The 22,833-nt window shown below is 43.3% G+C and carries 14 protein-coding genes, 1 tRNA gene and 1 riboswitch; of the genes, 6 read left to right on the top strand and 9 right to left on the bottom strand.

The features are described 5' to 3' along the window. The 6 genes from mshL to AB4180_RS17840 form a co-directional block, all read right to left on the bottom strand. Positions 1-1,677: a pilus (MSHA type) biogenesis protein MshL gene (gene mshL / locus AB4180_RS17815; protein WP_017102912.1), complete on the bottom strand. Its 1,677-nt coding sequence runs from the start codon at positions 1,675-1,677 to the stop codon at positions 1-3. A 15-nt stretch (positions 1,678-1,692) separates the two neighbouring features. Next, on the bottom strand, positions 1,693-2,025 hold the full coding sequence (locus tag AB4180_RS17820) for a hypothetical protein (RefSeq protein ID WP_009847864.1): 333 nt from the start codon (positions 2,023-2,025) through the stop codon (positions 1,693-1,695). Then, on the bottom strand, positions 2,018-2,665 hold the full coding sequence (gene pilO / locus AB4180_RS17825; RefSeq protein WP_009847865.1) for a type 4a pilus biogenesis protein PilO: 648 nt from the start codon (positions 2,663-2,665) through the stop codon (positions 2,018-2,020). The genes AB4180_RS17820 and pilO overlap by 8 nt, the downstream gene beginning before the upstream one ends. Then, positions 2,665-4,107 (bottom strand): MSHA biogenesis protein MshI, encoded by a 1,443-nt coding sequence (locus AB4180_RS17830; RefSeq protein ID WP_102250486.1) that lies wholly within the window; start codon positions 4,105-4,107, stop codon positions 2,665-2,667. The genes pilO and AB4180_RS17830 overlap by 1 nt, the downstream gene beginning before the upstream one ends. 2 nt (positions 4,108-4,109) lie before the next feature. Then, positions 4,110-6,125 carry an RNase E specificity factor CsrD gene (gene csrD / locus AB4180_RS17835; RefSeq protein ID WP_102250485.1) on the bottom strand — a complete coding sequence of 672 codons (2,016 nt, stop codon included), beginning with the start codon at positions 6,123-6,125 and terminating at the stop codon, positions 4,110-4,112. 161 nt (positions 6,126-6,286) lie between these two features. After that, positions 6,287-6,844, bottom strand: a complete 558-nt coding sequence (locus tag AB4180_RS17840; protein WP_009847868.1) for a single-stranded DNA-binding protein — start codon at positions 6,842-6,844, stop codon at positions 6,287-6,289. 278 nt (positions 6,845-7,122) lie between these two features. Between AB4180_RS17840 and AB4180_RS17845 the strand changes: the two genes are divergently transcribed. The 4 genes from AB4180_RS17845 to AB4180_RS17860 all read left to right on the top strand — a co-directional run bounded on the left by AB4180_RS17845 (position 7,123) and on the right by AB4180_RS17860 (position 13,669). Next, entirely contained in the window at positions 7,123-7,770 is a 648-nt protein-coding gene (locus AB4180_RS17845) for a LuxR C-terminal-related transcriptional regulator (protein ID WP_009847869.1), read from the top strand. Positions 7,771-7,924: 154 nt separating this feature from the next. Further along, the gene (gene galU / locus AB4180_RS17850; protein WP_009847870.1) at positions 7,925-8,797 is read left to right on the top strand and encodes a UTP--glucose-1-phosphate uridylyltransferase GalU; all 873 of its coding nucleotides are present in this window, start codon (positions 7,925-7,927) and stop codon (positions 8,795-8,797) included. Positions 8,798-8,977: 180 nt separating this feature from the next. Then, positions 8,978-11,809: an excinuclease ABC subunit UvrA gene (gene uvrA / locus AB4180_RS17855; RefSeq protein WP_017098879.1), complete on the top strand. Its 2,832-nt coding sequence runs from the start codon at positions 8,978-8,980 to the stop codon at positions 11,807-11,809. A gap of 96 nt (positions 11,810-11,905) precedes the next feature. Next, positions 11,906-13,669 carry a PglL family O-oligosaccharyltransferase gene (locus AB4180_RS17860; RefSeq protein ID WP_102250484.1) on the top strand — a complete coding sequence of 588 codons (1,764 nt, stop codon included), beginning with the start codon at positions 11,906-11,908 and terminating at the stop codon, positions 13,667-13,669. 104 nt (positions 13,670-13,773) lie between these two features. On the opposite strand, the gene AB4180_RS17865 is transcribed toward AB4180_RS17860, so the two are convergent. Next, entirely contained in the window at positions 13,774-14,913 is a 1,140-nt protein-coding gene (locus AB4180_RS17865; protein WP_017098877.1) for an alanine--glyoxylate aminotransferase family protein, read from the bottom strand. Positions 14,914-15,089: 176 nt separating this feature from the next. Then, a riboswitch (Lysine riboswitch) is annotated at positions 15,090-15,267 on the top strand. Positions 15,268-15,376: 109 nt separating this feature from the next. Here AB4180_RS17865 and lysC point away from each other — a divergent pair. Beyond that, on the top strand, positions 15,377-16,744 hold the full coding sequence (gene lysC / locus AB4180_RS17870) for a lysine-sensitive aspartokinase 3 (protein ID WP_102250483.1): 1,368 nt from the start codon (positions 15,377-15,379) through the stop codon (positions 16,742-16,744). 115 nt (positions 16,745-16,859) lie between these two features. Here lysC and metH read toward each other — a convergent pair whose 3' ends face one another. Continuing rightward, positions 16,860-20,537: a methionine synthase gene (gene metH / locus AB4180_RS17875; RefSeq protein ID WP_102250482.1), complete on the bottom strand. Its 3,678-nt coding sequence runs from the start codon at positions 20,535-20,537 to the stop codon at positions 16,860-16,862. 169 nt (positions 20,538-20,706) lie between these two features. Between metH and AB4180_RS17880 the strand changes: the two genes are divergently transcribed. Further along, positions 20,707-21,987 (top strand): sodium:proton antiporter, encoded by a 1,281-nt coding sequence (locus tag AB4180_RS17880; protein ID WP_102250481.1) that lies wholly within the window; start codon positions 20,707-20,709, stop codon positions 21,985-21,987. Positions 21,988-22,709: 722 nt separating this feature from the next. On the opposite strand, the gene AB4180_RS17885 is transcribed toward AB4180_RS17880, so the two are convergent. Continuing rightward, a tRNA-Trp gene (locus AB4180_RS17885) sits at positions 22,710-22,786 on the bottom strand. Between the last annotated feature and the right edge of the window lie 47 nt (positions 22,787-22,833).

Here is a 22,833-nt window from a genome sequence, read left to right on the forward strand (position 1 = left end):
CTATTCATCAGGGAACCATTCTTGTAAAAGATCTCGAGAACGCTCCATTTCTGATTGCCAAGTATTTACACCTACAACCGTTGGCTTTAATAAAATAACGAGTTCAGTTTTTTGAGTGAGTTGACTGGTATTACGGAACAAATGACCGAGTGCCGGGATATCACCAAGAAATGGAACTTTTGAAGTCATGTCACTGGTGTTTGATTTCATCAATCCGCCAATAACAACCACATCACCATCTTGCGCTCGAATCACGGAGTCAGACTCACGAATAGAGCTTTTAGCCAACGGCAGCGTCACAACACCTGTTGTTGAGCCAAGATTAAGCTCTTTCACTTCCTCTTCCACCTCAATCACTGCGGGGTGAACATGCAGGAACACATTTCCTTTATCATCGATCTGCGGCGTCACATCCAAAGAAATACCGGAGAAGAACGGGGTTAGCTCAACTTCAGGGGCAACATTCGCGTTATCACCACTACCGACCGAACTTGATAAATTCGTCACGAAATATTTATCTATACCCACTTTTATAACCGCTTTCTGGTTATTAGCTGCTGTCACTCTTGGGCTAGATAACACATTCAAGTCACCCTGTGTATCCATAAAACTCAATACTGCTTCAAAGCTACCACCAGAAACAACGAGGTTAGATTGACCACCTAAAGCGGTACCGATTGGGTCCATGCCTGGTAGTTTGCCTGGGATGATCGTACCGGCTGCATTTTTAACGATAGAACCCATACCTAGCGTGTAGTTAGTACCGTTCGACGAAAACATCTTGGTCCAGTTAATGCCTTGTTGATAGCCGTCACTAAGTGTCACTTCCATGATTTTGGCTTCCAAGATAACTTGGCGCTGCAAACGTTTCTGAGAAATACCAAGGAACTCACGAACCTCTCGGATTTCATCGGGGTAAGCACGTACCGTAATCACACTCGCTTGTGGCGTAACCACAACGCTTTGCCCATCACCAGAACCAATTAAGTGAGCGACTGCCGCTTCAAGCTGCGGCCAAAAATCACTTTCAGATATCGTTTCAATCTCCGTACCACCGTTAGATGTGGAGCTAGACGAATTAGAGTTCGAGTTCGATGAGTTTGAATTCGAGTTAGACGAATTAGAATTCGAGTTAGATGAGTTCGAGTTAGAGTCTGAAGTGGAAATTGTTCCAGTAGTAATCGTCGTTAAAGAACGACCAGAACGCTTTACTTGCAAGTAATCCACTGGAATCGTGACTGTACGCAGGCCAGCAGGGTAAATTTGAATGACCTTGCCACGCTTTTCAATATCGTAACCATACATATCCTGAGCAACAGCCAGTACTTCATCTAACGTCACGTCTGTTAGATTTAGAGTGAGTTTTCCAGCAACGCTTGGATGAATCGCGGCACTGTACTCAGTACCTTTCACTAGGCTTGCAAAAAAGGTTCTCGCTTCAACACCTTTTGCTTGAATACGAAAGCGCTTGACGGTTTCCACACTCGGAGACATAGAGTCCGAACTTAGCTGAGGCATAAGGTCATCTTGTACCGACGAAGGTAAGTCATGAAGTGCTTTGCTATTCGCTTCATTAATAGATTCGTTTAAAGACTCTTTTATCTCAACAGGATCTCTATGCCCCATCGAACAACCGACTAAAGATGACACTAGAATTGCTACTACAAGTTTACGCATGTCTTCACTCTAACCTTAATTATTCTTAACATCTAAAGAGAACATCTCTAATTTCCACTGCTTAGAGCTTCTCTGCAGAGTGACGTACTCTGGATCTATGTTCTTAACTCGGTACCCTCTGATCGTTTCTCCTTGTTCGAGAATCTGACCATTCATAATCGCATAGCAAGGTGTATCGCCCTTGCAAACAATGCTCTCTAGAGACGGTAAACGATATTGAACTGGCGCCTTTTTAGCTGATGCTGATTTCTGTTGGGGCGAAAGCCAACCTAATGGCGCAGTTGGGTCTTGTTCTGCCCATACCACTGAACTACCAAACAGCAAAGATAACACTAGAGTTCTAACCACCGATAAACTCCTGTCTGGTACCTAGGGTGTAAACCTCGAACACAAGTCGAGCTTTGGGATATTCTTCTACTGAATACTCAAACGTGCGCCAATAATAGCTCACAGGAAGTGACTCAAGTGCTTGAAGATAAATTGAAATATCGAAGTAGCTACCCGTCAACTCCATTCTAACAGGATGGAGAAAGTACTTTGAATTGTCACTGTTCTCTTGATTGTCCGAAATTGCTTCTGGTTGTAACGATTCTAAAGACTCAAGCTTCAGCCCATTACCTGCATTAAGAACGCTCTCTAACAACTGCGCCATTTGAGAAGGCGTAACCAACCTATCAACGATTTCAGCGAGCTCAAATGATAGCTCTTGGCTCTCAACCAATAGTTTTTTTAACTCAAGATCAATTTCTTTATCTGGGTCTTTGTTCAACTTGGCTTGTAGAACAAGTAATTCACCTTGTTGTTTCTGATTTGACTGCGTAAGGCTCATCGACTTCACATTCTTTTCTTGTAAATCAAGATATGCAGGTTCAATCAATAAGGTAAATACAAGCATGGATAAGCCCACTAGACCACACACGAAAAGTAGCCATTTCTCTCTTAGGCTTAATGCAAGAAACTTATCGCTAAGCTGATTCCACAGTTGCATTATTCACCCTCCCTATGAGTACTTAACTCAAACGTCACCACATCTTGCTCATTACGACCTATCTTTATCTTTTCAAAGGTACGTCCGACTAAATTAAGTTTATTCTTAAATTGACCAACCCAATTTGGAACTACACTTGCATCACGGGCAAAACCATTAAGCTCTAAGGTATCGTGAGTCATGTATATGTGCGAAAGCGAGATGTCATTTCGGCCTAATTGAGCGAAGGAGTTCATGACGCCAGAATACCCGACTTGCTGGGATTCATCGTATTGACCGACCGCCTTCAACGCCTCTTTATTCGCTTGTATCTCACTAGTGAGACGAGCAACCGCAGCTACTTTCACTGGAGACGGTTTATGTTGAACCAACTTACTATTTAATTGGTTAACTTCTTGGTTAAGCTGATTCAAATCATATTGTAAAGCTGCTAGCTCTTCATCCAAACTCGATGCTTGATACTGCATTACACAATAACTGCCAAGCAACAAGGTACACACAAGCCCCCAAACCATAACCACATTCACTAGAGTGAAATACTCTTTTTTAGGCTTAAGGTGCTCAGGGTAGAGATTAACGTTAAAAATATTCTTTTCAGCCGCGAGCGTAACTAACCATTTCTCTGAATTTTCGCGTTCACCTTCAACAAGCAAAGAAACGGTCGAACTCAATGTGCTATTTAACACACTCTGTAATTCAGCTTCATCTTCATCATCACAGCATATTTTTAACTGATGAAGTTGAGTGCCTTTAATTTGAGAAGACAGGTAATCAATCGATCGTTGGAGTTCTAAAGCTAGACCATCCAACTGCAATGCACTTGATGCGGTACCAGTTAAGGGGGGGGCAACACTGCGGATTGTTCTTTGGAAGCAAACCGTGTTCTCAACAAATGCACCAAGCTTAAAATGTGAGTTGGGGCTGCGTTGTAACAGAATGAAATTAGAGAGCTCACCAGCACTGTAGCCCCAAACTTCATCTTCGGGAGCAATACCTTTAAGATCAACTTGTGCTGAATTAGTAATGCTTACAAGCTTGTCCAATAGCTTTTTAGGCAAAACATACACTTGTAGCTTATTCGAGGTCGGTAGCGCTACCGCACTCGCTGTAATATCAGCCACCCTTTCAGAGATCAGATCTTTCAATAGAAAAGGCAATGCAACCGACCATTCACTCTGTGGAATGTCCGGTTTATCAATTTGATAGGTTTGGTAGTAGTTCGCACATACAATTAGCTGAAGGCTATCACTAGTAAGCGACTCACTGCTCAACAATTTTTTCAGCGCACTTTCCCAGTCACCGTTAACCACAGGGAAACTGGTGACTTGAGGTTTTGACTCAGTCGATGAAATATAAACGGTATCATTACCCAAAAGGACAATTTGAGAACTACCGTTATTATTCGTTGGCTTTATTTTGTCTAAAATCGCTTTAAAATTCATGCTTAACTATTACTCTTACGCCATCGATTTCTTCGACCGACTTTTACAACGGATTCAGCTTTCACTGTCTTCTTCCCTTGAGTAGGCAAGGGAATGATTTGTTGTTCTTCGTCGAAATATCTCCCTTGATAACCGTTAATGCCTAACTCTATCAAGGTATTCTTTTCTTGCTTTGTCTCAACTCCGACCGCGATCACTTCAGTTGGAGAATCACCGCATGCTCCAATCAGACTTCGAACAAACAGTTGGTTTTCATGCCTTTGATCGATTTTCTTTACCAAACTTCGATGAAGCTTAATATAGTCAACCTTCAAATCCTTTATATAATGAGTACTAACAATGGTTCGCCCAGCTTGGCCAACCACCACTTTACACCCTAACCCTCGTAACATCTTCGCCACTGGTCGCATATAATCAAGGTGAGTAATTAGATGGCCTTCTGAAAACTCAAAAGCAAGCTGAGAACGATGCTGAGCAGAGAGCTGTAACAACTCACTTCTGAACCATTTAAAATGTGATTTATATGCAAACGGAGTGACACTCAAGTTCACCGAATAATTGACAGGCTGTGTTGATACTTTCAGCGACTTAAACAAAACCGTCAAAACCGATTGATCCATTTGAGCTTGATAACCGACTTGTTCTACCGCAGACATAAAACGAGAAGATTTCAATAGACCTTTGTCTGGATCTTGAATTCTAATAAATATTTCTTTATGCAATTCATTAACTTGACCGGAATCCGGCATAAGATAACACCGCTGAGCAAAGATTACTAAATTTTCAGGTAGTAGGGCTTTATCAAGTAATGTTCTCCAGCGAACACTGCCTCTGTCTATCTCACTTTTATTTTCTTTTGGGTAACGGCTCCAGTTATTAATGCGCTCTAACTGAGCGCTCTTTAACGCTGTTTCCGTTTCATCCATGATTTGGCTATGGCGTTCACCTTCGACATACATTGTCACGCCAATATGGCACCAGTTATCTGACTCCAAAGGCTCCGGCGGAGTCAATTTATCTAATTGCCTTAAACATTGAGCAGCCAACGTCGCAATATCCTTTGTTCCTTGATGCGGAATAAACACGGCAAAGTCTGCTTCGTAATAGCGAGAAAAAATGACATCGGGATAACGCTGAACAATATTCGACAATACTTCGCCCACTTCAATAATAAATCCGTCGGTGAGCTGCTTGTCATTGGCATCTCGAACTTGTTCCCACTCGTCGATACGTATCAGTAAAACGCCTCCACGAGCGCCACTTTCATGCAGTACAGATTCAAGTTTGTTATCAAATAGTACTCGGTTGGCTGTACCAGTGAGCTTATCTAGAAAAGTATGGGTGCGGATAAAAGTATCAAAGCGACTTCGCTCTTGGCGTGCATCTTTCAACTCTTCAATCAGTACATCAAGCGCTTCACTTGCCGTATATGGCCATTCTCGCTCGTCCCCTTTTGAATGAGCCTCTACCTGCCCAGCAAGGATCATTCTCCCTCGCTCTTCCAAAATCTCTGAGCCCATTAACTGTTCTTTTAACCAACGAACACCACGAGCCAAACAAAAAAGGATCAATGCCACCGCCAAAGTAATCGACCACATAGCTTCAATCGAGTAGTTGTAACCAATATAAGGGGGGAGTGCTTTAAATTCGATTTGATAGCCTTCATTTCGATCTAAAATGAAGCTTCTTTCATAGAGACGGTTTGGATCAATTTGTGGGGAGGTATCTTTAAATCGGTAAACGATACCGGTTTTGTTTGAAAGCTTCATCTCAACGATATTGCTTGCCTGCAACATCTTCGGCATCCAACGTTGCATTGAATACGCAGCATCTGGATCTTCCATCTCTTTATCTACGACGTCAACAATGCCAACCAAATAATGATCTAAATATTCCTGTCCTATACGCTTAAAGGAGAGTGTGCCACCAATAAAAAGGATGAACATCGCACTGATCACTATCACGGTGACAAATGCGACCAATCGAGTGCTCAATTTTAGTGTCGGGGTATATCTCATGAATAACGAAATCCTTTTCAACTCACATTATACCGTATTGCTACTTATACTATAAATTGACGTTGTAAATAAAGCGTTAAGAATTGTAGGTAACAAAAAGCCGCGATGAACGCGGCTTCTTCCAATTTAATACTGCTTTTATAATATATTAAAAACAGTGCTTAAAATGGGATGTCATCATCAAAATCCATCGGCGGCTCATTATATTGAGGTTGAGCCTGCTGAGGAGCTTGTTGAGGTGCTTTCGGCTGCTGTTGAGCTGGCGCACTGTATTGTTGCTGCTGTTGTTGTGGCTGCTGTGGTTGCCCCCAACTACCTTGCTGTTGGTTGTTACCCATACCACCTTGGGCAGGAGCACCGCCTTGAGCACGACCGCCAAGCATTTGCATTACACCGTTGAAGCCTTGAACAACGACTTCTGTTGTGTAGCGATCTTGACCGCTTTGATCTTGCCATTTACGCGTTTGAAGTTGACCTTCAATGTAAACTTGGGAACCTTTACGTAGGTACTCACCAGCAACTTCCGCCAGCTTGCCAAACAGAGCAACACGGTGCCATTCTGTTTTTTCGCGCTGTTCGCCAGTTGCTTTGTCACGCCATGACTCTGACGTTGCAATGGTAATGTTCGCTACTGCACCGCCATTTGGCATGTAACGAATTTCAGGGTCATTACCTAGGTTACCCACTAATATAACTTTGTTAACTCCACGGCTAGCCATGATTTGCTCCGTCTAAATTCATAGTCTCAGAAAATTTTAGCGCACAAGAATAGCATGCTTTTCTGCAGTGATAAATCGCATTCCTATTCTCTCCTCACGACAAAGATTAAAAACGTAACAAATCATGATATTCAGAGCGATGTTGCTTTTTCCTCCACTTACAAACCACTCATTTACTTTGAGAGTTGATATTCAACGCAAGTCACATAAAAGGTGCTAGAGAAGTAAAAATGTGCATGACAACGTGAAATCTCATTAAATATAAACAGGACGTTTCAATGAGAAAATCTCGATACGCTCGCACTTTACACTTTCTGTGCATCGATCCGAGTGACACTTACCTACACGTAAAAGAAATCGAAAAACACTTATCCATTATTCTCTACAAAATGACACCAAGTGAATTGATGCTAGTTGATAGAAAGCAGAGCAATCGCATCTTACTCGTTGATTACAAAGAGGTACCACAGCTATTGGCTATTTGTCCTAACCTACCCGTGATGTGGAAGAATCATGAGATAATTTTATTCAATGTTCCTCTGCAACTTCCTACCTCAGAACTGCTGACCTATGGGGTATTAAAAGGACTCTTTTACAACACAGATCAAAAGGACAAGATTGCTCGTGGTCTTCAAGAAGTGATCGATGGTGATAATTGGTTACCAAGGAAGGTGACTAATCAACTTCTGTTTTATTATCGTAACATGGTCAATACCAATACGACCCCAACCAATGTTGATTTAACTATTCGTGAAATCCAAGTCATTCGCTGCCTTCAATCAGGATCATCAAATACTCAAATAGCCGATGACCTTTTCATTAGCGAATTCACGGTCAAATCCCACCTCTATCAAATATTCCGTAAGTTAGCGGTGAAAAATAGAGTCCAAGCTATTGCATGGGCAAACCAAAACTTGCTTGCATAACCGCTTCGCCTCTAATCTGACAATAATAATGAGGGAAGCTCGAGTAATCATAGGTATTGTTGCTGAATTTTCGACATAACATATGCTAGAGTTGCCCTCAGAAATATCAACAAATCAGTTGAATCAATAATTATTATAGATAAAGGGTCTTATCATGATCAAAAAGTGCCTTTTCCCGGCAGCTGGCTACGGTACACGCTTCCTACCAGCAACTAAATCAATGCCTAAAGAAATGATGCCTGTTGTGAACAAACCTCTGATTGAATACGGCGTTGAAGAAGCCATCGAAGCAGGTATGGATGGTATGTGCATTGTTACAGGCCGTGGTAAGCACTCATTGATGGATCACTTTGATAAGAACTACGAGCTAGAGCACCAAATTAGCGGTACCAATAAAGAAGACTTGCTGATCAATATTCGTGAGACGATTGAAGCAGCAAACTTTACCTACATTCGTCAACGCGAAATGAAAGGTCTAGGCCATGCTATCTTGACTGGTCGTGAACTTGTGGGTGATGAGCCTTTCGCCGTTGTGCTTGCTGATGACCTTTGTGTGAACGAACAGCAAGGTGTACTGACTCAAATGGTTGCATTATACAAGCAATTCCGCTGTTCAATTGTGGCAGTACAAGAAGTTCCTGAAGAAGAGACTCACAAATACGGTGTTATCTCTGGCGAGATGATCAAAGATGACCTGTTCCGTGTCGATGACATGGTAGAAAAGCCAGAGCCAGGCACTGCTCCAAGCAACCTAGCGATCATTGGCCGTTATATCCTGACCCCAGATATCTTTGAGCTTATCGAGCAGACTGAACCAGGCAAAGGCGGTGAGATCCAGATCACTGATGCATTGCTGAAACAAGCAAAAGCAGGCTGTGTATTGGCTTACAAATTTAAAGGCCAACGTTTTGACTGCGGTAGTGTTGAAGGCTACATCGAAGCAACAAATTACTGCTTTGAAAACCTATATAAAAAAGATCAACAACAAATCGAGCTAGGTAAGCACTCAACGACAAAAGAAGCTTAATCGCTAATTTTGGCTTACTCGCTGTTTAGCTATTGAGTTGTTTAACAGCACATTAAATGATTCCAAGGGTGACTCAAAAGAGTCGCCCTTTTTTATTACTGTTTTTTTATCCAGTAAAACTTTGCACAAATCTCACTCTATGTAATACTTTAGCCACTTAAAATTACATGGTCTGTTGAGATGGATAAAATAGAAATTAGAGGCGCTCGTACGCATAACCTCAAAGACATTAACCTAACCATACCTCGTGATAAGCTGACGGTTATCACTGGATTATCAGGTTCAGGAAAATCGTCACTTGCGTTTGATACCCTCTACGCAGAAGGTCAACGTCGTTATGTTGAGTCTTTATCGGCCTATGCTCGTCAATTTCTATCTCTCATGGAAAAGCCTGATGTCGACCACATCGAAGGTTTATCTCCAGCCATCTCCATCGAACAGAAATCAACTTCTCACAATCCTCGTTCAACTGTGGGTACTATCACTGAAGTCTATGACTATCTTAGATTACTGTACGCGCGAGTTGGTGAGCCGCGCTGTCCTGATCACAATACCCCTCTTGCAGCACAAACCATCAGCCAAATGGTCGATAAAGTCTTAGAGCTACCGGCTGGTTCAAAGATGATGCTGTTGGCTCCAATAGTCAAAGAACGTAAAGGTGAGCACGTTAAAACGCTTGAGAACCTAGCGGCTCAAGGCTTTATTCGTGCCCGTATTGATGGCGAGACCTGTGATTTGTCCGACCCACCAACATTGGAACTGCACAAGAAGCACACCATTGAAGTTGTCGTTGATCGCTTTAAGGTTCGCCCTGATCTTCAACAACGTTTAGCCGAGTCATTCGAGACTACATTAGAGCTATCTGGTGGTATCGCAGTTGTCGGTTGGATGGATGATAAAGAACAAGAAGAGATCGTGTTCTCGGCTAATTTTGCTTGTCCAAAGTGTGGCTACAGCATGCAAGAACTTGAGCCTCGCCTATTCTCATTCAACAATCCTGCTGGTGCATGTGGTACGTGTGATGGACTTGGTGTTCAACAATATTTTGACCCAACTCGAGTAATTTTAGATGAGAACCTAAGCATTGCAGAAGGTGCGATAAAAGGCTGGGATCAGAAAAATTATTACTATTTCCAAATGCTGACATCGCTATCAGACCATTATGGTTTTGACCTTTATGCTCCGTTCAACTCTTTACCAAAGAAAACTCAAGAGATCATCCTCAAGGGCTCTGGTAGAACTGAAGTTGAATTCAAATACATCAATGATCGTGGTGATATCCGAGTCAAGCGTCACCCCTTTGAAGGTATTTTAAATACGCTGGAACGCCGTTACCGCGACACTGAATCTAGCGCGGTGCGTGAAGATCTTGCCAAGTACATATCAACGAAGTCATGCTCTAGCTGTGATGGTACGCGTTTAAGATTAGAAGCTCGAAATGTCTTTATTGGTGACACCACACTGCCTGAAATCGTTGAGCTCAGCATTGCCGATGCACTGCAATTTTTCCAAGAATTAAAGCTAGACGGTCAACGTGGACAAATCGCAGATAAAGTGATGAAAGAGATCAATGACCGACTGCACTTCTTGGTTAACGTAGGCTTGAATTATCTGAACCTATCACGCAGTGCAGAAACACTGTCTGGTGGTGAAGCGCAAAGGATTCGTCTCGCAAGTCAAATTGGTGCCGGTTTAGTTGGCGTCATGTATGTGCTAGATGAGCCATCAATTGGCCTCCACCAGCGTGATAATGAACGTCTACTACAAACTCTGGTTCACCTAAGAGATTTAGGAAATACTGTGCTTGTTGTTGAGCATGACGAAGATGCGATTCGTTGCGCTGACCATGTTATCGATATCGGCCCAGGCGCAGGTGTTCATGGTGGCCACGTGGTGGCAGAAGGTACCATGCGAGACATCATCGAAAATCCGAACTCTTTAACTGGGCAATACCTGAGCGGCGCCAAAGAAATTGCGATACCAAAACAAAGAACGCCTATCAACAAGAAAAAGGTCGTCGAGATCGTTGGCGCGACAGGGAACAACCTAAAGAATGTCACTGCGACGATTCCTGTTGGCTTGTTCAGCTGCATTACGGGTGTATCAGGGTCAGGTAAATCTACGCTAATCAATGATACCTTCTTTAAAGTCGCCCACACTCAATTAAACGGTGCAACAACTGCAGTTCCGGCGCAACACAAAAAGATAAAAGGCTTAGAGCATTTCGACAAAGTAATCGATATTGATCAAAGCCCTATCGGTCGAACACCAAGATCGAATCCTGCAACCTACACTGGTATTTTTACACCAATTCGAGAGTTATTTGCAGGTACACAAGAATCACGATCTCGTGGCTACAAGCCAGGTCGATTCAGTTTTAACGTTCGTGGTGGTCGCTGTGAAGCGTGTCAGGGAGACGGTGTCATCAAAGTAGAGATGCATTTCTTGCCAGATGTGTATGTACCGTGTGATGTGTGTAAAGGTAAGCGTTATAACCGTGAGACCCTAGAGGTCCGATACAAGGGTAAAACCATTGACGAAGTTCTAGATATGACTGTCGAAGATGCTCGTGAATACTTCAGCCCAGTGCCCGTTATCGCTCGTAAGCTGCAAACCTTAATGGATGTTGGCCTTTCCTACATTCGCCTCGGACAAGCAGCGACAACCTTATCTGGTGGTGAAGCGCAACGCGTTAAATTAGCGCGTGAATTGTCTAAAAGAGACACGGGGAAAACCTTATACATTCTCGATGAGCCAACAACAGGCCTACATTTCCACGATATCCAGCAACTGTTAACGGTATTACATAGATTACGTGATCACGGTAATACGGTTGTCGTGATTGAGCATAACCTAGACGTCGTCAAAACAGCGGACTGGATCCTAGATCTTGGCCCTGAAGGTGGTCAAGGAGGCGGTGAAATTGTTGCAGAAGGTACACCTGAAGATGTGGCGTTAGTCGAAGGTTCGCACACTGCTCGCTTCCTTAAGCCTATGTTAAATTTGAAGTAGGTGTAAAATAGCGCCCTGCGATCAGACAGAAAAATGTTAAAGTAACAGAGCTTGTTTCAGAAGGAACAAGCTCTGTTTTTATAAGGTTAGGGATTTATGGCAACAATACATACTAGCGGTACCCAGCTAGAAAATCAGAGAACTCAGCTTCCGCTTAACAAGGCATTCCTTGCCTCTTTAGCTGTTATATTCTTATTAGCCATGCACTTTTTCATGCCCAATCCTGGAGGCTCAGGCCTCGCTTTATCCTTTAATCCAACCACTTGGTTAGCTCTTAGCTTTACGTTGGCGATTGGCTTCTACCAGCTTGCCACTAACCGAGCACTCAAATATTCAAAGTTAACCGTTGGCTTGCTAATAAGCTGCGTGATACTGACGTTGCCCATTATTTACAGCAACGCCTCTCCTCAAGCCGCATCAGGCCGACTACTGGGATTGTGGGCGGGCTTCGCTTTATTCGTGGTGCTTCAGCAATTTAAATTCAGTAACAAACACAAACAACGCATGTTGTGGTTCATTGTTCTTGCTGTCGTCCTACAAGCACTTTTTGGCTATGTGCAATATTTCTTACTGGAACCTGGCAACCTATTTGGTTATAACACTGCGGCCAATAGACCTTATGGGATATTTCAACAACCGAATGTTATGGCCAGCTTTTTAGCTACCGGTTTTGTGCTTTCAGCTTATCTTTTAGCGAGACAGCCTGCTAAATATAATCGCAAAATTAGCGAGTCATTCTTACTATACCTGACACCAACCTTAACCGTACCTTTGCTGATCATCATTGCATCACGTACAGGATGGTTGGCTGCCGTAATCGGGTTTGTCTGCATTCTGCCTTACCTTTACAAGTTCTCGACCAAGAAGCGCTTCTACGGATGGTGTGTATCAGTGGTAGTCGGTATCGTCGTCGCTTTTTCGGTGATCAGCCTCAGTACAACTGATAGCCTCGCAAGCAAAAGGGCTAACTTAGAAAGCCCACGAGCTTATACCTTTCCGCAAGCTCTCGATATGATGATCGAAAAGCCATTTACAGGGTATGGCTACGGGAAGTTCGAATCCGAGTACACGCTATACACAGCTCGCCAGCATCAACTCAACCCAAATTATCATCCCGGCCTTCCTTCAATGGATCACCCGCACAATGAATTCCTGTTTTGGGGGGTTGAAGGCGGAATAGTACCAATCATCGGGATATTGATTGCTGCGTTCTTAGTCATGTCACGTATAGCAAACTCAGCGAAGGGAACACGTCTAGCACTACTTGCGCTGTTCATACCAATACTCTTACATTCTCAGCTTGAGTATCCTTTTTACCACTCGGCGATTCACTGGATAACCTTTATCATTTTGATTTACTGGGTCGATCAACGGACTTCTCGCCACTATCAGCAGCCGTTTAGTATCGTCAGTAAAACCCTATTCAGAGTGTCAAGCTTAGTCGTTCCTATCTTGGTGAGTTTTTACATGCTGAGTGCCTTACACACCAATTATGTACTCACTAAATTTGAAATGTCTAAGCCGAAAAACCCGGACATTCTTAAGCAGGTAACGAACCCCGTAGTATGGAAAGATCGCTATGATTGGGACGTGTACAGTACCTATCTAAATATCGGCCTCTACAAAGCCGATCCTAGCCTGATCCAGCCTTATATAGATTGGTCGTTAGAGATCATAAAGAGTAAGCCAAGGCCTGCTTTCTACAGCAACCTGATTCTCGCGTATCAAGGATTAGGTGATCACAGCAAGGCAGAACAAATTCGCAGTGAAGCGAGCTTCTTGTTCCCAAATCGAGACTTTTCCAAGATTCAGTATAAAAGAGTATCACAAGAAGAAGATAACCTGTCGTCTGCTGAGTGATGTTTAGATCTCGGAACTAAAGCACCATTTCTGACCTTTCGGTTAGGCACAAAAAAGCGCACGATCTCTCGTGCGCTTTTCTTTTGAACTTCAGCTTATAGCTACTATTTTAGAACGTCTTGCAACGCTTTTAAGCATAAGGCTACATTCTCTTTTCGAGCGCCATAACCCATTAAACCAATACGCCAAGCCTTGCCAGCTAAAGAGCCAAGGCCTGCACCGATTTCAAGATTATATTCTTCTAACAGCTGCGTTCTTATTTTGGCTTCATCAATCCCTTCAGGGAAGTAAAGCGCATTCAATTGAGGTAGGCGACTCTCTTCATCAACCACAAACTTTAATCCTAGTGCTTCTACGCCTTCTTTAAGCTCTTGGTGCATCGCATGGTGACGTGACCACGCATTATCCAGGCCTTCATTTTTCAATAAAACCAACGACTCATGCAGAGCATATAGGCTGTTCACAGGCGCAGTGTGGTGATAGCTACGCTTACCTTCTCCACTCCAATAACCTAATACCAAGCTCTGATCCAAGAACCAGCTTTGTACGGGAGCTTGACGTGCTTTCATTTTATCGACAGCACGTTGAGAGAACGTCACGGGAGATAAACCAGGTACACAAGACAGACACTTCTGACTGCCTGAATAAACCGCATCGAGTTGCCATTCATCAACCAACAATGGCACACCACCTAATGATGTCACCGCATCCACAATCGACAATGCATCAAACTGGCGAGCGACTGCGGAAATAGCTTGAGCATCCGATAACGCGCCAGTAGACGTCTCGGCATGCACAAATGCGACAGCAACAGCATCGGGGTTTTCAGCCAATGCCTTTTCTACCTTTTCAACTGAAACGGGCTTACCCCACTCGTCATCAACAAGGATCGCTTCACCACCGCAGCGAACAACATTCTCGCGCATACGCTCACCAAAAACACCGTTACGACAAACAATGACCTTTTCACCAGGCTCAATCAAATTAACAAAACAGGTTTCCATGCCCGCACTGCCTGGAGCAGAAACAGCAATCGTAAATTCATTCTCTGTTTGGAATGCATACTTAAGAAGTTGTTTAAGCTCATCCATCATCGCAATAAATAGCGGGTCGAGGTGACCAATGGTTGGACGGCTTAAGGCCTGTAAAACTTGAGGAGAAATGTCTGAAGGCCCCGGCCCCATTAACGTTCGGTGTGGCGGATAAAAACTATCGATAGCAGCAGTGAGTGTTAAATTAGACATGTATATCCCTTACGTTAATGTTGTGAACAGTCCACCCTAAAGCAAATTGATTACCTCAGCAATTAGCCATAAGTATTGAGGTCAAACCAGTGTCACATAATTGTTAAAATTATTTTTCAATTATCTCACGTTACGGATTGACATTATTTGCGCAAACACGTTCAATGAAATGGCTATCTAGCAGAAGAGGAGCACTGCCCAGGCAGGTGTTTTGTGGAACCGCATTTCCAATACAAAACATTCATGGGGAGCAGTGCCGAGATAATAAAAGGATGCAGGACCTTTATTATCGGTTGAGCGGGCTGAATCCCGTTAACTGTCGCCATTTCTATATGGTGAAGAGCTTCTGAGGTTACTATTCTAATAATTCCTCTCTTTTTTGCTCTAAAACTCTCTTCGAAAAACATCGGACGTTGGATTACCCAACAGTAATTTTATTTTAGGAAATCGTGGGAGATATATCGTGAGTGCATCTAATGTAGCTGGTTCTTTTAATGTCGCTAAGTTTGGTGGAACAAGTGTTGCCAACTTTGAAGCAATGAGCCGTTGTGCTGCCATTATTGAAAACAACTCAAATACGAAACTGGTCGTGAGTAGCGCATGCTCTGGCGTGACTAACCTGCTTGTTGAACTCGCGAATGGTGTTCAAGATAAAACTCGTCGCCAAGAACTAGTGACACAGTTAACCGACATTCATAATACGATTCTTGCTCAGCTAGCTGACCCAATTAGCATTGAAAAAGATGTGCACTGTATTCTGGATGATATTGCGAGCGCTGCAGAAGCTGCATCATTCCAAGCCAGTACCAAACTCACCGATCACCTAGTGGCATGTGGCGAACTGATGTCGACACATATCCTCGCTCAAATCATTCGCGAACGTGGTACACCAGCGACTCGTTTTGATATCAGAGAAGTGATGCGCACCAATGATGATTTCGGTAAAGCAGAACCACAACTGGAAGATATTGCAGCCCTTGCACAGCAGAAACTGATTCCACTTTGCGAAGAACAAGTTGTCGTTACCCAAGGTTTTATCGGTGCCGACAGCGAAGGTAACACCACAACGTTAGGTCGTGGCGGCAGTGATTATTCAGCTGCACTGATTGCGGAGTCGGTACAAGCGATTGGCTTAGAAATTTGGACTGATGTTCCAGGCATCTACACCACAGATCCACGCATCGCATCGAAAGCATCTCCTATCCCAGAGATCAGCTTCAGTGAGGCATCTGAGATGGCAAACTTTGGCGCGAAAATATTACACCCTTCAACTCTGGTTCCTGCACTACGCCATCAAATCCCTGTTTTTGTCGGCTCATCAAAAGCACCAGAGCTTGGTGGAACATGGATTCGTCAACAAGTTGAAAGCTCTCCTCTGTTCAGAGCGCTTGCCCTACGCTGCAACCAAACCATGGTTACGCTACGCAGCGCTAACATGTTCCATGCCTATGGTTTTTTGGCAAAGGTATTCGAGATCCTGGCTAAACATAAGATCTCAGTCGATCTAATTACGACCTCAGAGATCAGTGTCTCACTTACTCTCGATCAAACCGATACCTCTGGTGGTGCTCCTGAGTTACCTGAAGCCGCTCGCCTTGAGCTTGAAGAGTTGTGTTCCGTAGATATTGAGCACGACCTATGCCTTGTTGCTCTTATTGGTAACAACATGAGCGAAAGCAAAGGCTATGCAAAGCAGGTATTCGGCACTCTAGAAGATTTCAACCTACGTATGATTTGTTACGGAGCAAGCCCACACAACCTATGCTTCTTACTAAATGAATCTGTGTCTAAGTTGGCGATTCAAAAACTTCATCAAGAGTTATTTGAGTAGATAGTCCGTTTATCATCGACAGATAAATAACTAAATTACAGATACAAAAAGGGTTGCTATTAAGCAACCCTTTCTCTTTTTTACGTTACGAATCAAAGCTCGTTATAGATTCAAACTAGTTAATGTTTGGGCCTAGCCACTTCTCAGCTTCCAACATATCCCAACCTTTACGGTCGGCATAGCTATCCACTTGATCCTGTTGAATCTGTGCAATCGCAAAGTATCGGGCATCAGGATGTGAAAAATACATACCAGACACTGAAGCACCAGGCCACATCGCGTAGCTCGTGGTTAGTGACATGTCGATCGCTTTTTCAACGTCCATCAACTCCCACAACGTTCCTTTTTCTGTATGTTCTGGGCAAGCAGGGTAACCTGGAGCTGGACGAATACCTTGGTACTTCTCACGAATCAAATCGTCATTAGACAGATCCTCGTCCGGCGAGTAGCCCCAAATGTCCTTTCTCACTTCTTTATGCAGGTATTCAGCGAACGCTTCAGCCAATCGGTCAGCAACCGCCTGAATCATAATCGCGTTGTAGTCATCACCGTTGGCTTTGTATTCATCAGCAAGCTCACGCTCGCCGATACCACCAGTCACTGCAAAGCTACCAATCCAGTCCGCTTTACCGCTATCTTTCGGCGCAATGTAATCAGACAAACAGTAGTTAAAACCTTTTGGCTTCTCGGTTTGTTGACGAAGGTTGTGTAAAACCTTTAACACTTCAGTACGAGATTCATCGGTATACACTTCGATATCATCGCCAACGCTGTTAGCAGGGAACATCGCACACATCCCACGAGCTTCAAGTAATTTCTCTTTCTGTACTCGATCCAATAAATCGTTGGCATCTTTGAATAAGCGTTTCGCTTCCTCGCCCACTTCTTCATGACTAAGAATTGCAGGGTATTTACCGACCAATGACCATGTCATAAAGAATGGAGTCCAGTCGATGTACTGACGCAAAGTTGCCACATCAAAATCATTAAAGATGTGAACTCCCGGTTTAGCGGGTGCCGGTGGCGTGTAAGCATCCCAATCGATAGCTACTTTATTAGCACGTGCTCTTTCAAGAGTGACCGGTTTAGTACGAGGCTTCTTACGATTATGCTGATCGCGAACGCGATCGTAATCAATATTCAACTTCTCAACAAATGCAGGTTTCAATTCGTTAGATAGCAACGAAGTACACACACCCACCGCACGTGAAGCATTGTTTACGTAGACCACAGGCTCAGAGTAGTTCTGTTCAATCTTAACGGCTGTATGCGCTTTAGATGTGGTTGCTCCACCGATGAGAAGAGGCAGTTTAAAGCCTTGTCTTTCCATTTCTTTCGCAACATGCACCATCTCATCCAGGGAAGGAGTGATCAAACCCGAAAGGCCAATGATATCGACGTTTTCTTCCTTAGCGACCTTAAGGATTTTTTCACATGAAACCATCACGCCTAAATCGATAATTTCGTAGTTATTACACTGCAAGACAACGCCCACAATATTTTTTCCAATATCGTGAACATCGCCTTTTACGGTCGCAAGTAAGATTTTTCCGTTAGTTGCACCTACGTCTTTGGTTGCATTGATAAATGGCTCTAGATGGGCTACCGCTTGCTTCATAACACGTGCAGATTTCACCACTTGAGGAAGGAACATCTTACCTTCACCAAAGAGGTCACCAACTACATTCATACCATCCATTAATGGGCCTTCTATCACCTCGATAGGGCGAGAGGCATTAACACGTGCTTCTTCGGTATCTTCAACAATAAAGTCGGTAATACCTTTAACTAAGGAATGCTCTAAGCGTTTTTCTACTGGCCAGGTACGCCACTCTAAAGCAGATTTATCTTCAACTTTTCCAACTGCACGCTCTAGATATTCAGTTGCGATATCTAGCAAGCGCTCAGTGGAATCATCTCGGCGGTTTAGAACCACATCTTCTACGGCTTCACGTAAATCCTCAGGCACATTATCGTAAATCTCTAATTGCCCAGCATTTACGATACCCATATCCATACCGTTTTTAAAACAGTGATATAGGAATACTGCGTGGATAGCCTCACGAACGTAGTTATTACCTCGGAATGAGAATGAAACATTCGATACACCACCAGAGATCATTGCATGAGGTAAGTCTCGTTTGATGTCCCCTACTGCTTCAATGAAATCGACCGCATAGTTGTTATGCTCATCAATACCAGTAGCCACTGCGAAAATGTTCGGGTCAAAAATAATATCTTCTGGCGGGAAACCAACTTCATCAACAAGAATATTGTAGGCATTAGTACAGATCTCGACTTTGCGCTCTCGAGTATCAGCTTGGCCGACTTCATCGAATGCCATCACAATGACTGCAGCACCATAACGACGAACTAATTTAGCTTGCTCGACAAACTTCTCTTTCCCTTCCTTCAATGAGATCGAGTTAACGATACCTTTACCCTGAATACATTTCAGACCTGCTTCGATAACTTCCCATTTTGAAGAGTCGACCATGACTGGTACTTTCGAGATCTCTGGCTCAGACGCACATAGATTAAGGAATTTAACCATACACGCCTCAGCGTCTAGCATCCCTTCATCCATGTTGATATCGATAATTTGAGCGCCATTCTCAACTTGCTCTCGAGCCACACTCAAAGCTTCATCATATAGCTCTTCTTTGATAAGGCGCTTAAAGCGAGCAGAGCCCGTGACGTTAGTTCGCTCACCCACGTTAACAAATAGAGATTCCTTGGATATCGTCAATGGCTCTAAACCAGAGAGACGACAAGAGACGGGTAAATCTGGTAATTGGCGCGGAGTTACACCTTCAACAGCTTCTGCCATTTGGCGTATATGTTCTGGCGTCGTACCACAACAACCACCAATTAAGTTCAAGAAACCACTTTCAGCCCATTCCTTGACGTGTTCAGCCATATCTTCGGGAGAAAGGTCATACTCACCAAATGCATTAGGTAAACCCGCGTTAGGGTGTGCAGAAACATGACATTCAGAGATACGAGACATCTCACCGACATATTCGCGCAATTCATCTGGGCCTAATGCACAGTTCAATCCAAATGAGATAGGTTTTACATGACGAAGGGCATTATAGAATGCTTCTGTTGTTTGTCCGGAAAGCGTCCGACCAGATGCATCGGTGATAGTACCGGAGATCATAACAGGTAAAATGATACCCATTTCTTCAAAGACTGATTCAACAGCAAAAGAGCATGCCTTCGCGTTGAGTGTATCGAAGATAGTCTCGATAAGAATAAGGTCTGAGCCGCCTTTGATAAGAGCACGAGTCGACTCAGAATACGCCACTACAAGTTCATCAAAACTCACATTACGATAGCCCGGATCATTAACATCTGGGGAGAGAGAACAAGTTCGGTTAGTTGGACCTAACACACCCGCCACGAAACGGGGTTTATCAGGAGTCTTCACTGTCCATTCATCTGCCGCTTCACGAGCCAACTTAGCAGCAGCATAGTTAATTTCTTCGCTAAGACTTTCCATATCATAGTCGGCCATAGCGATGGTTGTAGCGTTAAAGGTATTGGTCTCGAGGATATCAGCACCAGCTTCCAAATACTCCATATGGATATCTTTGATAAGCTTAGACTGCGTAAGTACCAAAAGGTCATTGTTACCTTTTAAGTCACTATGCCAATCAGCAAATCGCTCACCGCGATAGTCTTGCTCTTCCAATTTATAATCCTGAATCATGGTACCCATGCCACCATCAATCAGTAAAATTCGTTGCTTCAACAAAGCGTCAATCTTTTGCCTTACATTACTTCCCACGATACAACCTCATTCCTTTAATTATCTCTCCATCCTACCACACATTTAAAAGGAGTCTAGACGTCTAAAACATGAAGTAAATGACCAAGTCATGACAAAAAAATGTTTGCTATTTGAGCATGAGAGAACGAGAATTAAAATTCATATTTTGTTACATATTGGAATCCCAATGTCGGTCTATTACACCTTATGCTTCTTGTCCGCTGCAGCCATGCTTATTGCTTTCGTTAATACCAAAATTGGTAAAATGCAGACAACCATCGCCATCACAGCTGGCTCAATGATGCTATCTCTATTGATTATCATTGCGGGACAAAACAATTGGTTCCAATTGGCTGACATCGCCTCAGAAACCGTTGCCAGTATCAACTTTGAAGACTTCCTCCTAAAAGGAATACTGGGATTCTTACTTTTTGCAGGTGGTTTGGGAATTAAGTTACCTAATCTAAAAGATCAGAAATGGGAAATAACGGTACTCGCTCTTGGTGCTACGCTATTTTCGACATTCTTTATTGGCTTTGTACTTTATGGGTTCTGTCAATTTATCGGTATTCAATTTGACCTAATTTATTGCTTACTGTTTGGTTCTCTAATATCTCCAACCGATCCAATAGCTGTATTAGCAATAGTGAAGAAGCTCGATGCTCCCAGACGAATCTCTACTCAAATCGAGGGAGAATCTCTATTCAACGATGGTTTTGGCCTAGTTATCTTCGTAACCCTATTTACCATTGCGTTCGGCACAGAAGCTCCGACTGTAGGTAGCGTGACCATGTTATTCGTCCAAGAGGCTATTGGCGGTATCGTCTACGGATTTGTTCTAGGTTTGATATTCCACTATCTAATCAGCAACACAGATGACCACTCGATGGAGTTGCTATTAACCATCGGTATTCCTACAGCTGGTTATGCTTTTGCAGAGGTTCTGCATGTATCTGGACCATTAGCAATGGTGGTATCTGGTATCATGATAGGCAACTGGACACGCTTCATCGGATTTTCTAAGGAAAGTGAGGAGCACCTAGACCATTTCTGGGAATTAATAGATGAGTTCTTAAATGGCGTACTATTCTTATTGATTGGTATGTCTATGCTGCTATTCAAGTTCCACCAAGAAGATTGGATTTTGATGGCGTTCGCAGTCCCTCTAGTATTGAGTGCACGCTATCTAAGTGTTTTCTTGTCTTATATTGGATTTAAACGCTTTAGAACTTACAACCCATGGTCGACTAAGATTCTAACTTGGGGTGGTCTACGCGGAGGCTTAGCTCTAGCTATGGCACTTTCAATCCCTTCAGGTATCTGGGTGATTGAAGACAAAGCAATAGATGTTAAAGAGATAATCCTCGTTATGACCTATGCTGTTGTTGTGTTCTCTATTCTGGTTCAAGGATCAACAATCACTCCAATGATAGAAAAAGCGAAACAAGCTGAGAAAGAATTGGATTAATACCTAAAAATATAAACGAAGGTCGCTTAGTAGAAGCGGCCTTTTTTGTACCTGTGTCCATCAACAAGCACGCCTCTCTAGCCTACAAGTTGCTCCCTTATCTCTGACCACTACTTTAGTCATGATTGCTATCTGCAATCACGACTCTTGGTCGTACCTAACGCTTCCAAACAGGCCAACAAGCAACCACCAGTTTGAGTGCATTCGAGCGAAGATAAACACAAAGCATTTACGGAAATAAATTAAGTAAAGATACATGGCCTTCTTTTCAAGTGAAGTATTGAAAGCATAATAAAGTGTAGAAAGAGAACCACGATCGAAGAGGAATTGTAATTAGAGTTAAAGCTTCGCACACCAATGTTCTAGAACCGAAACTTCTCTATAGAACATCTGATGCAGTAGCAAGAAGGGTCTAGTCTTTCTACCGGGGCGTGCAGTCTAGATCCTTAAATATGCCAGAGGAGGACTGAGTCGGCACTCCGGAGATTCAACCAGATTGGTAAGTTAGGAGGACGCCTAGTTCTCCCAACATTGCTTCGAAGAAGCAACAGACGTAAAAAGCCCTAGCATTTCTGCTGAGGCTTTGTATGTGGCAGGAGTGAAAGTTTAGACTCCCAACACGCGCTATTTTGGCAAACCGGAGAATCCGCTGCTTTGCTAATGGCGCATAATTAGCTTCAGAAAGCAAAAAGGCTCTAGCATTTCTGCTAGAGCCTTAAATATGGCAGGGGTGGAGAGATTCGAACTCCCAACACGCGGATTTGGAATCCGCTGCTCTGCCAATTGGAGCTACACCCCTATTTCAGTTTTAAAGAGCTGAACCTCTGAATAAGTGGCGGAGTGGAC

The organism is Vibrio sp. 10N.286.49.C3 (assembly GCF_041469545.1).
Classification (GTDB): domain Bacteria; phylum Pseudomonadota; class Gammaproteobacteria; order Enterobacterales; family Vibrionaceae; genus Vibrio; species Vibrio tasmaniensis_A.

Excerpts from the sequence above, each read along its gene's own strand:
- pilO (WP_009847865.1), bottom strand. The coding sequence starts at position 2,665 with ATGCAACTGTGGAATCAGCTTAGCGATAAGTTTCTTGCATTAAGCCTA.
- AB4180_RS17865 (WP_017098877.1), bottom strand. The coding sequence starts at position 14,913 with ATGTCTAATTTAACACTCACTGCTGCTATCGATAGTTTTTATCCGCCA.
- AB4180_RS17840 (WP_009847868.1), bottom strand. The coding sequence starts at position 6,844 with ATGGCTAGCCGTGGAGTTAACAAAGTTATATTAGTGGGTAACCTAGGT.
- uvrA (WP_017098879.1), top strand. The coding sequence starts at position 8,978 with ATGGATAAAATAGAAATTAGAGGCGCTCGTACGCATAACCTCAAAGAC.
- csrD (WP_102250485.1), bottom strand. The coding sequence starts at position 6,125 with ATGAGATATACCCCGACACTAAAATTGAGCACTCGATTGGTCGCATTT.
- mshL (WP_017102912.1), bottom strand. The coding sequence starts at position 1,677 with ATGCGTAAACTTGTAGTAGCAATTCTAGTGTCATCTTTAGTCGGTTGT.
- AB4180_RS17830 (WP_102250486.1), bottom strand. The coding sequence starts at position 4,107 with ATGAATTTTAAAGCGATTTTAGACAAAATAAAGCCAACGAATAATAAC.
- AB4180_RS17880 (WP_102250481.1), top strand. The coding sequence starts at position 20,707 with ATGTCGGTCTATTACACCTTATGCTTCTTGTCCGCTGCAGCCATGCTT.
- AB4180_RS17845 (WP_009847869.1), top strand. The coding sequence starts at position 7,123 with ATGAGAAAATCTCGATACGCTCGCACTTTACACTTTCTGTGCATCGAT.
- AB4180_RS17860 (WP_102250484.1), top strand. The coding sequence starts at position 11,906 with ATGGCAACAATACATACTAGCGGTACCCAGCTAGAAAATCAGAGAACT.
- galU (WP_009847870.1), top strand. The coding sequence starts at position 7,925 with ATGATCAAAAAGTGCCTTTTCCCGGCAGCTGGCTACGGTACACGCTTC.